The organism is Synechocystis sp. FACHB-908 (assembly GCF_014698595.1).
In the GTDB taxonomy this organism is placed as follows: Bacteria; Cyanobacteriota; Cyanobacteriia; order Cyanobacteriales; family Microcystaceae; genus Synechocystis.
Genome location: NZ_JACJTH010000049.1, coordinates 1 through 9,240, shown reverse-complemented (window position 1 = coordinate 9,240; position 9,240 = coordinate 1). Strand labels below are relative to the sequence as shown.

Genomic DNA, 9,240 nt, shown 5'->3' with positions numbered 1-9,240 from the left:
CCAGTGGACAAAATCTTGTTTTCGCTGGACAAACGGTGTAAATGTCTAGTGATTTGTCTAACGCTCTTGTTGCACAAACTGGACAATTCTTCCTTAGTCTTTGGACTGTCCAATGCATCTAGTATTAGTTGGCGGACAATCTCACCTTGTTTATGGGTAGGCCACTCATTGGGGTTAAAGTCCATAATGAACTCCTTAAAATTAATAATTTATATTGTCCAATAGCTAAATAAAAATGACCACAAATATTGAAAAATTTAACTTTCTTTAAAGCTTTGCTGATTTATCCACTAATGCTTTGACAACCTTGATTAACTGCTGAGTTGATTATTGGGGATGCTATTAAGTAAGGTCTAAAATTTAACGATATTTACCAATGAAGATAGGAAATTTTGTCCAGATAAATCGACCCCAATAATTTTTACTAGGGGTTTCTAACCTGGCGATCTCCTAACTATGGCCGATTACAGCATGGCTTGCGCTTTGCTATCCCCGGAACTGCAACGGCAATATTCGCCCCAAACCCTACAGCAAACGGTGGAAGTACGGCGATCGCTAATTTCTGAAAAGTTTAGTTTTGTTCACCACTAAACTTTCATCTGTGAAAATTACCAACCTGGATGTGCTTATTTACATTCAGTATGAGGTAATAGGATTCAGGTCTTTATCCAGCACCCGCCGCACTTTAGTTGCCAGCTCCAAACGGTTATAGGGTTTACTTAGCAGGTCTACCCCCGGATCAAGGCGACCATGGTGAATGATGGCATTCTCGGTGTAGCCAGAGGTAAACAGAACTTTGAGTTTTGAATATGTTGCCTTGGCTAGATCAGCTAATTCCCGCCCATTCATACCGCCGGGCATAATAATATCTGTAAGCAGTAAGTCAATATCACTATGGGCTTTCAGAGCCTCAATTGCATTGGGGCCGCATGTAACAGCCGTCACCCGATACCCCAGAGAACGTAACTGACCTTCAAGATGCCTCAGCACCAGATCGTCATCCTCGACAACCAGGATATGCTCCGTGCCGCTTTTGGGTATTAGTTCCTTCGCCGGTTGATAGTTTATTCGCTGAGCGTCTTTCACCTTAGGGAAATACAGCTTGATGGAAGTACCTTCACCGAGTTCAGAATAAATTTTTATGTGTCCACCTGATTGTTTCGTAAAACCAAAGACCATGCTTAAGCCAAGGCCACTACCTTTGCCTACTGGTTTGGTAGTAAAAAAGGGCTCAAAAGCATGGCTTACCGTATCTGCGCTCATGCCAATGCCAGTATCCGAAACGCAAATCATTACATAGTCACCCGGTATCACTTCACAGTGGAGAGCGGCGTAATCATTGTCCAGCACAGCAGAGGAAGTCTCAATGATTAATTTGCCACCATCTTGCATGGCATCACGGGCATTGACTACCAGATTTAGCAATGCTGTTTCCAATTCATTAGCATCGACCTCGGCAATACCCAGATCGGGGTCAGGGGCAAATTCAAGCTCAATATTTTCCGGCAGGGTTCGGCGAATAAGTCCCCACATCGCCTCCACTAAATGATTAATATTCTTCGGTTTGGGGTCAAGGGGTTGGCGGCGCGCAAAGGCCAGCAAATGGCGGGTTAGTTCAGCACCACGTTTAGCGGCTGATAATGTCATTTCAGCCATACTCTGTAGGTCTGGATCAGTCACCAGTTCTGCCAACATTTCAGCGTTACCCAGGATAACCGTTAATAAATTGTTGAAATCATGGGCCACACCGCCGGTCAGGTGCCCCACCGCTTCCATTTTTTGAGATTCCCGTAGCCTTTGTTCCATTGCCATACGCTCAGTTATGTCCAGCATACTCCCAACCATACGGGTGGCTTTGCCTTGTCCATCGCGAGTCACAAAACCACGGTCTATGACATTCGCGTACTGGCCATCGCTTTTCATAAATCGATAATCGCATTCCCAGTAATTTTCTTCACCGTCGATAACTTGATAAATACTGTGGAGAACACGCTCTTTGTCATCCGGGTGAATGCGTAGCGTCCAGGATTCTAGTCCCGGCTCCATATCTAACAAAGCATAGCCAAACAGATCTGTTATGGAGTCATTCCACCAGACTTGATTGGTAGCAAAATTCCAGTCCCAGATCACATCATTGGCGGCTTTGGATATTAACTGGAAACGCTCTTGGGCCTCCCGTAGGGTTGAAATATCCTGAAACGCCCCCTGGACAACAATTACCTTACCTTGGGCGTCCCGTTCGGCCTCGCCAATGGCCCGTATCCAAGGTCTGCGTCCGTCAGGCACTTGAAGTTGGCAGATAACATCAAAAGGCTCGCCCTGCTGAACACAACGTTCAAAAACTTCCATGATGAATTCACGAAATTCGGGCGCATAAAACTGAACTGCCGTGCCCACATCGGGGGGGGAGTAATCGGGGGGCATACCATGAATCACCGCGGTCTCCGACGTCCAAGTGATAACCGGAGGATCTAGTTCGATACGCCAACCTCCTAGGCTGGCCTTTTCTCCCGCCAAACGTAGAAGGTATTCCGCTTGGGTAAGTTTGTCTCGATTTCTGATAAACGAGGTAATGTCCTGAACACAGCCAACCACGATTTCACCATCCGGTGTCCAATGACGTTCACCAACTCCTTTAACGCACCTAACACCGCCATTACGGGTGATCACACGATGTTCAAAAGCAATTCGGGGGGCATTTTCTTCCATAAAGGACTGATAAACGGCAATGGACGCTTCTCGATCATCTGGATGTACCATGGCGAAATATTCCTCCACATCCAGTGCTTTTTGAGTAGGGGGTATACCGTAGATATCAAACACATGCCTGGACCAATTCAACGTGCCGGTCTGTGGATTATATTCCCAAGTACCAAGACTTAGCATCCGCTCTGCAGTGCGAATGCGAGCCTCATGTTCCTGCAATTTCGACAGAGTCTGCTTTAGTTCTCTTGACCGCAGGATAATATCCTGAAGAGCAATGCGGTTTTCAGTTTTGGTGATTTCTGTGAGGACGGCAAAACTATTTTCATGAACTATCGCCGTCACATCCTCTACCCTGTGCATAATAAACTCGACTGCTCCGAATTCATCTAACACGGGACTATTTACCGGACTCCAAAACTTTTCTTCAAAAGTACTATTGGATAGGCGTATGGGATAACGTTGTATACCCATGATATCGGCTGTTTTCAGCGACATAACTCTCTGCAGGGAGGCGGACACGCTGTTTACCCCATCCGCATTGGGGTCATTGGGGTCATCGGGAAATACCTCAAACAGAGTCTTACCGACAATATCACTTTCTTTTGTAGCGGTCGCCTTCAGGTATTCATCCGTGACGGCAATGATCTCAAATCTGTCGGGTTGGAGCGCCAGAATTTTGCTTGGTGACGCTTTGAAAAGTCTTTCGTACAGAAGATCCATTTGTTGATTCATTGTACCCATTTTTGTGACAACCCAGATAACCCATTCCAATTCCCGGCGGAAACACGATCCATAGGCCTGCCTATAAAATATCCTTGGGCTTCGTCGCAGCCAAGATCTTGCAGCAGTCCCAGAGCCGATACATCTTCCACTCCCTCAGCTACTACGTTCAATCCCAGGGACTTCCCAAGACCAACCACAGCGGTAACAATTTTCTGGGACTCTTTAGAGCTAGCAAGAGTTTTGACGAACATTTGGTCGACTTTCAATTCCGAAAAAGGCAACCGTGCCAGTTGAACAAGGGAGGAGTAACCTACACCAAAATCATCAATAGATAACTGAAATCCATAGATGCGAAACTGAGTCAAATGCTCTAATAGCACCAGTGGATTTTCCATGCTAGCTGTCTCTGTAACCTCCAGGATGATCTGTGATGGCTTGACATTGTGCTCACAGCATTTATTCCGTAGCCAGTGTGGAAAAGTTGCATCCTTTAAGTTAATTGGTGAAAGGTTCAAAGCGTATTTCAGTTGATTTCTAAGGTTACATAGGGGCAAGTTGGCCAATGCGTAATCATAAACTTGCCGGGTCAGCGCATCAATTAGCCCTTTTTGCTCAGCGAAACAGATAAACTGATCTGGAGGTATCATGCTACCGTCCGGTTGAGGCCAGCGAGCTAGACATTCGAATCCCACCAGTCCACCAGTCAGGCAGGAAATTTTGGGCTGAAAGTGAGCAACAAAAGCTTCTGCTTTTAGCGCATCGCCGATTTGCCTATCGGAAACAGGAGAAATTGGGGAGCTCTGGATTGAAAGAGTTTCATGGGTATCCTTTGCCAACAACTCTAAAAGTTCAGCACGGGAGAATGGTTTGGACAGTGTACCCAGAAGCTGAAGTCCGTTTTCACCAGCAGCTCTGGCAGAAGATTCTAATATGCGCCCTCCTAAACCTGACATTATGATCACTGCCGCGTTGCACTCCATCTCGGCTAGTTTGCGGATAACCTCTATTCCATCACGATCAGCTAGTTTTAAGTCCACCACCACGTGGGTTGGGGCCCAGGTAACTACCTTCTCTAGGAAAATGTCAGCATTATCAACATGGTCGGTGTCATAGGAGACCGTTGCGGCCATCATGCAGATCGTGGCGGCGACATCTTTTTCATCGTCAAGGACTAACAAACTTCTTGAGACTTTTGTTTTCTCCACTACAGCAACCTCGATATTTGCCGATAACGATAAAAGATCACCGACCACCACCGTAAGGCAGGGCAGAGCTTAGTAAAATTACGGAAAATATTATTTTTCCTTAGATTTTTCTTAATTTTGACTGTTTATAATACCAATTCTATAAATGGGAGAGACATGTATTTTCGATAGTCCAGTCCAGTCGGGCTATCCAAATTTTATTTGTCGTATTCTTTTAGCGAATTGGTATAAGGCGACGATATCAAAGCTCTGTTCGATATTGTACTCTAAATAGTCATTGGCGACAAAAATATGCTAGACGATCATAGACTCATCTCTATATATTTGCATACAAGCTTAGTACATTTATACGAATCTAGTGAAGACTTAACTCAGCTCGCCTGAAAAATCCGTACCAGTAAATCTACATTTGGATGTGGCCACAACGGCGATCGCTTAATTTCTGAAAAGTTTAAGGATGATTTATTTTCAAGGTGTTTGTGCGAATAAAACAGTACAAATTACACCCTTGAGAATCGCCCTTAACCCCTATATTTTACTTTTCAGGTCATTTAACTATTGTTTCCGTAAGCAAAACACTGTACAGGGCAATTTGAGGAATATTAGTAATTTCCCTAATTTATCAACTGAGAATAATTAGCAATAATTTATGTTGAGCGATGGAGAGTCGGGAAAAATCCACGATAGAATTAGGCTTGTGGAAGCTATTCAATATTTCCTCAATTTTATTGAATGAAAATTAACCGTCAGGGGCAGGCAAAGGTATTAACTGAGCAGGAATTACACGACCTGTTCACTATCGGGTTGCTGACTCCTAGGGATCGCCTCTTGTTTGGTATTTGTCTTTACACTGGTTGTCGCATTGGAGAGGCCTGTTCTCTGGCTTGGGCTGATGTCACCACTGATGCCATGACTTTCCGCATCGAAAAAACTAAAACCAAATCCAGTCGCACTGTAGCCATTTCCCCGGCGTTGCAAGTTTTATTTGATGAGTATCGGCAACAACAATGCTTTAGGTTTTCATCTTCCTATGTATTTCGGGGCAAACGGGTGGGGTCACATTTTCATCCTTCCATGGCCCACAAAATTTTGAAAGCTGCTACGGATAGGATTGAAGTCAGGGGGGTATCTACCCATTCTTTCCGCCGCACTGCATTAACCATGATGTGTCGCAAGGGCATTAATCTACGGGTTATTCAAAAGATTAGTGGTCATAAGAATTTGAATGTGCTATCTCACTATCTGGAGGTTTCTGAACAGGAAAAGGAGCAAGCCTTGTCAACAATTTCTTTTTAAAATTACTAGGGTTTAACGGCAATCATTAAGAAACAAAGATTAATCAAAAAAGACGCTTGAATAATTTGTGCATTTTGTTGATGTCATCTGCGGCTTTTTCTTCAGCAGTTTTAATATTGACAATCCCTCGACATTGAGGGTAACTACTGCATCCCCAGAAACTTCGCCCAACATTAGGGCCTGACTTAGATTTTCTCAATACCATATTTTTTCCACACTTAGGACATTCAGGAGCAGTATTTTCATCAGCATTTTGATATTGATTCTTGACTTTTTGGATATGCTTTCTATGTTCACTGGCATCTAATCTGGCTCCCAATACTTTTTGGGTAATTTCCTTAACTTCATCATCTGAAATTAAAGATTCTTTATGTTCTTTGATGTAATTTATATATGCAGCTTCCCCTTGAACAACATTTGAAGGTAATGATGTTTTAAATTGGCAAAAAGATGAAAAAACAACTAATGATTTTAAATAATTTGGCTGACATTTCAAGAGACATTCTAGGGCTTTGATATGTTTATAGTTCTGTCGAATGGGGTTTTGAAATTTATTTTTGCTTCCCTTAGATAAAGTTTGTGCCCAATACTGACTATTAACATCTCCCCAAATCCAACCTTTATAATTCTTTATTTCAATAACAAATAACCCGAATTTTGAAACTATAACTTGATCTATCTGAGTTGTACCGCTGCTAGACTTTAAAACAATGTCATTAATTAGGATATAGTCATCACTTAGATATTTTTTTGCCGCTTGATTAAAGATTGATTCTCCCACAGCACCGACAATTTCATTACGAACTCCATCAAATATATCCAAAGCTTCAGAAATTGCTGAGAAGTCAAGCATAACGTATAAATGGTGAAAGTAGAAAATTAGAGTCTATTCTAAAGTATAGAAACCATTTCTTAAATTTTAATTCTTTGCGAACATCTCTAATAAGCTTTATTTCATTTTATTTACTATGGGGATTAGGAAGATTTACACTGACTGAAATTCAGGAAATCAAGCGATAAGTTGATGATAGTTCCTTAACCGTAGGGGGCCCGACCTATGTGTTGATATTTTACTAGGGGTTTAATGGCGACTATTGAAAATTTTGAACAGCATAGACTTTAGCAGTATTGGGATTGGTGGCAATGCCATAGCCAAACTTAGTGTAATTCGGGGTCAATAGGTTTTTGCGATGTCCTTCCGAATACATCCAACTTTTCTGAAACCTTTCTACCAGCCCATAGTTGAGAGAAAAATGTGGAGAGCCGGGTAAGACCACAATATTTTCACCGACCCCACCCTTACCACCCAAAGCTTGATAGCGGTCGGTGGGGGACTTTCCTTCAGGGGTATCGTGACCGTAAAAATTCCGTTTGGCCATATCTTCCGCATGACCTTGGGCGGTTTTGGTAATCAAGGGGTCTGCCACCAGGGGCGCGAGGTTGTTTAATTGGCGATCGCGGTTGACCAGGGTAAGGGCTTGGATTTGAAGGTCTTCTAGGGAACGAGTCTGATGAGCATTGAATATATGGGTCTGAGGTGAGCCAATTTTCCAGTTATCGCCACCGTTGCCGTTGTGATAGTAGAGCGAATCTTTCCCCTGAAATAAAATCATGGCAACTACTACGAAAACCCCTGTGGTTATCTGTTTGGATTTTGGCGATCGATAACTTCCCATTAGTTTTTACTGACTAAATACTTAATTTTACTGATTTAATACCTTCAAAACTAATATATTTTCAAGATAAAGCTGAATGAAGTCTAGTGGCAATGCTGGACGACCCCACAATATTACGGAGGTGCTGGATTCGATTCGGGAAATTCTGGCGATCGCCTAGTGCCCCGTGAGAGGATATCAACAGTGAGATTTATGGCTAAGGAATGTCAGGAGAGGATGGAAAAATGGTGAGCGAGGTTTTGGGGGCGCTTATTATAGTTATTTGAATTTGTCCTTAAACGTATCGATAAAACTTCTTGTCTTTGCATAACTTCTGTCAAGATCTGTTTGAGTAATATGATTGATATTATTTATAATCTGACTGATCATTGTCGTAAGTTTATCATCATCCCAAAGATTTTCCTTGATAATTTCACAATAACTAGCAAACTTTTTAGATGAAATATTATTAGTTTTTTTATGTTCAGACAAATATAAATTTATTCCCATTAGTATTATGTATTTGAATGGATTGTATTTTTTGTCGATTTGTTTATTCCTTAATAAATAATCGATTTTATAGCTAGCATAAGCACTAACGTAGTAAGCAATTTTTTGGTGAGTATTAATGAAAATATTATCATTCACTGAAGTAAGTAGATTTGCGTGGTATCTACCTGCTAAATGGGCATAATCAAGAAACATTGATGAAAAAGCTTTTATTTGGAGTGGGATGGTGATAATTCTAACTTTTTCTATATTTGTTAAAGATGCATATTGCTTAGATCGTCTTTCGTAGTAAAGTCTATATTCTTCAGGCTGAGCTTCATAGTAAGATTCTAATTCTTTTTGAAAATCTGTAATTGCAATTAATTCTTCTTTTTTTACTACTGTTTGTTGATTAGTAGCTTTAATAATCCTAGTCTTAACATCATTATCATCAGAAACAATTATCTTAAGGGAAATATAAATTTTATCATTAATCAGGTTTTTATTGTTATATAAAACATGACAAGTTTGACAACCATTAACAACTTGAAATCCTTCAATAGTTAATTTGCTAGATATTTGTGATGCGTGCTCGGCAACAATCGTTATTCCATTATTTAATAAGACAAAAAGATCTTGAAAACTTGATTGAATTGTATTACTAATTTCAGTATTTACTTCATTGTCTCCTTGAAAATCTCTAACGTTATCATAGAATATCCCTCTCAAAATGTTATTAGACGAATCAGTAATTAATTTAATTAATTCTTCAGCTGAAATAATACCTAAGAAGGACTGCTGTATATTCTCTATTGTAGGTAACGAAATTCTTTTTTCAAATTCAATTGTTTTAGATATACTATTTGTAGCATATCTAATTTTTTCTTGAATTTCTTTATTATCAACTACAAAGGAAGAGACTGAGTTAAATAAGTTCAAATCGCTAATATTTTTATCTTCAATTTTTATTCTCTCTAGAGAATTGTCATCATCTGACCCAGAATCGTTGAATCGCACTTATGTACGACCTAAAAATAGACAGAATAATCCTATAGCAAAGCAAATTCATCACCTTAGTGCTAACTCCCTTAGCCAGTGTACATAGCTTATTTTTTCACACATGAAAGCCTGTAAATAACGTAGTTTGTCTAACATTGTTGTACCTG

At 40.9% G+C, this 9,240-nt stretch carries 8 protein-coding genes; 2 read left to right on the top strand and 6 right to left on the bottom strand.

The features are described 5' to 3' along the window. On the bottom strand, positions 1 to 185 hold a 185-nt coding region (locus H6G46_RS18325), incomplete at its 3' end, for a hypothetical protein (protein ID WP_206754520.1). A gap of 271 nt (positions 186 to 456) precedes the next feature. Here H6G46_RS18325 and H6G46_RS18720 point away from each other — a divergent pair. Continuing rightward, positions 457 to 591, top strand: coding sequence for a hypothetical protein (locus H6G46_RS18720; RefSeq protein WP_255347038.1), 135 nt, complete (start codon positions 457 to 459; stop codon positions 589 to 591). A gap of 45 nt (positions 592 to 636) precedes the next feature. Here the strand turns inward: H6G46_RS18720 and H6G46_RS17790 are convergent, their stop codons facing one another. Together H6G46_RS17790 and H6G46_RS17785 are read right to left on the bottom strand one after the other, a co-directional pair. After that, positions 637 to 3,438: a hybrid sensor histidine kinase/response regulator gene (locus H6G46_RS17790; protein ID WP_106907947.1), complete on the bottom strand. Its 2,802-nt coding sequence runs from the start codon at positions 3,436 to 3,438 to the stop codon at positions 637 to 639. Then, entirely contained in the window at positions 3,435 to 4,685 is a 1,251-nt protein-coding gene (locus tag H6G46_RS17785; protein ID WP_011153819.1) for an EAL domain-containing protein, read from the bottom strand. The genes H6G46_RS17790 and H6G46_RS17785 overlap by 4 nt, the downstream gene beginning before the upstream one ends. A 681-nt stretch (positions 4,686 to 5,366) precedes the next feature. Here H6G46_RS17785 and H6G46_RS17780 point away from each other — a divergent pair. Continuing rightward, positions 5,367 to 5,930: a site-specific integrase gene (locus H6G46_RS17780; protein WP_011153902.1), complete on the top strand. Its 564-nt coding sequence runs from the start codon at positions 5,367 to 5,369 to the stop codon at positions 5,928 to 5,930. A gap of 43 nt (positions 5,931 to 5,973) precedes the next feature. Here the strand turns inward: H6G46_RS17780 and H6G46_RS17775 are convergent, their stop codons facing one another. The 3 genes from H6G46_RS17775 to H6G46_RS17765 form a co-directional block, all read right to left on the bottom strand. Beyond that, positions 5,974 to 6,783: an NERD domain-containing protein gene (locus tag H6G46_RS17775; RefSeq protein WP_011153901.1), complete on the bottom strand. Its 810-nt coding sequence runs from the start codon at positions 6,781 to 6,783 to the stop codon at positions 5,974 to 5,976. Between the two features lie 238 nt (positions 6,784 to 7,021). Beyond that, a complete protein-coding gene (locus tag H6G46_RS17770) occupies positions 7,022 to 7,543 on the bottom strand; it encodes a CAP domain-containing protein (protein ID WP_011153900.1) in 522 nt (173 codons plus the stop codon). A gap of 321 nt (positions 7,544 to 7,864) precedes the next feature. After that, positions 7,865 to 9,091 (bottom strand): AIPR family protein, encoded by a 1,227-nt coding sequence (locus H6G46_RS17765; protein ID WP_011153899.1) that lies wholly within the window; start codon positions 9,089 to 9,091, stop codon positions 7,865 to 7,867. Between the last annotated feature and the right edge of the window lie 149 nt (positions 9,092 to 9,240).

Excerpts from the sequence above, each read along its gene's own strand:
- H6G46_RS17775 (WP_011153901.1), bottom strand. The coding sequence starts at position 6,783 with ATGCTTGACTTCTCAGCAATTTCTGAAGCTTTGGATATATTTGATGGA.
- H6G46_RS17790 (WP_106907947.1), bottom strand. The coding sequence starts at position 3,438 with ATGAATCAACAAATGGATCTTCTGTACGAAAGACTTTTCAAAGCGTCA.
- H6G46_RS18720 (WP_255347038.1), top strand. The coding sequence starts at position 457 with ATGGCCGATTACAGCATGGCTTGCGCTTTGCTATCCCCGGAACTGCAA.
- H6G46_RS17780 (WP_011153902.1), top strand. The coding sequence starts at position 5,367 with ATGAAAATTAACCGTCAGGGGCAGGCAAAGGTATTAACTGAGCAGGAA.
- H6G46_RS17770 (WP_011153900.1), bottom strand. The coding sequence starts at position 7,543 with ATGATTTTATTTCAGGGGAAAGATTCGCTCTACTATCACAACGGCAAC.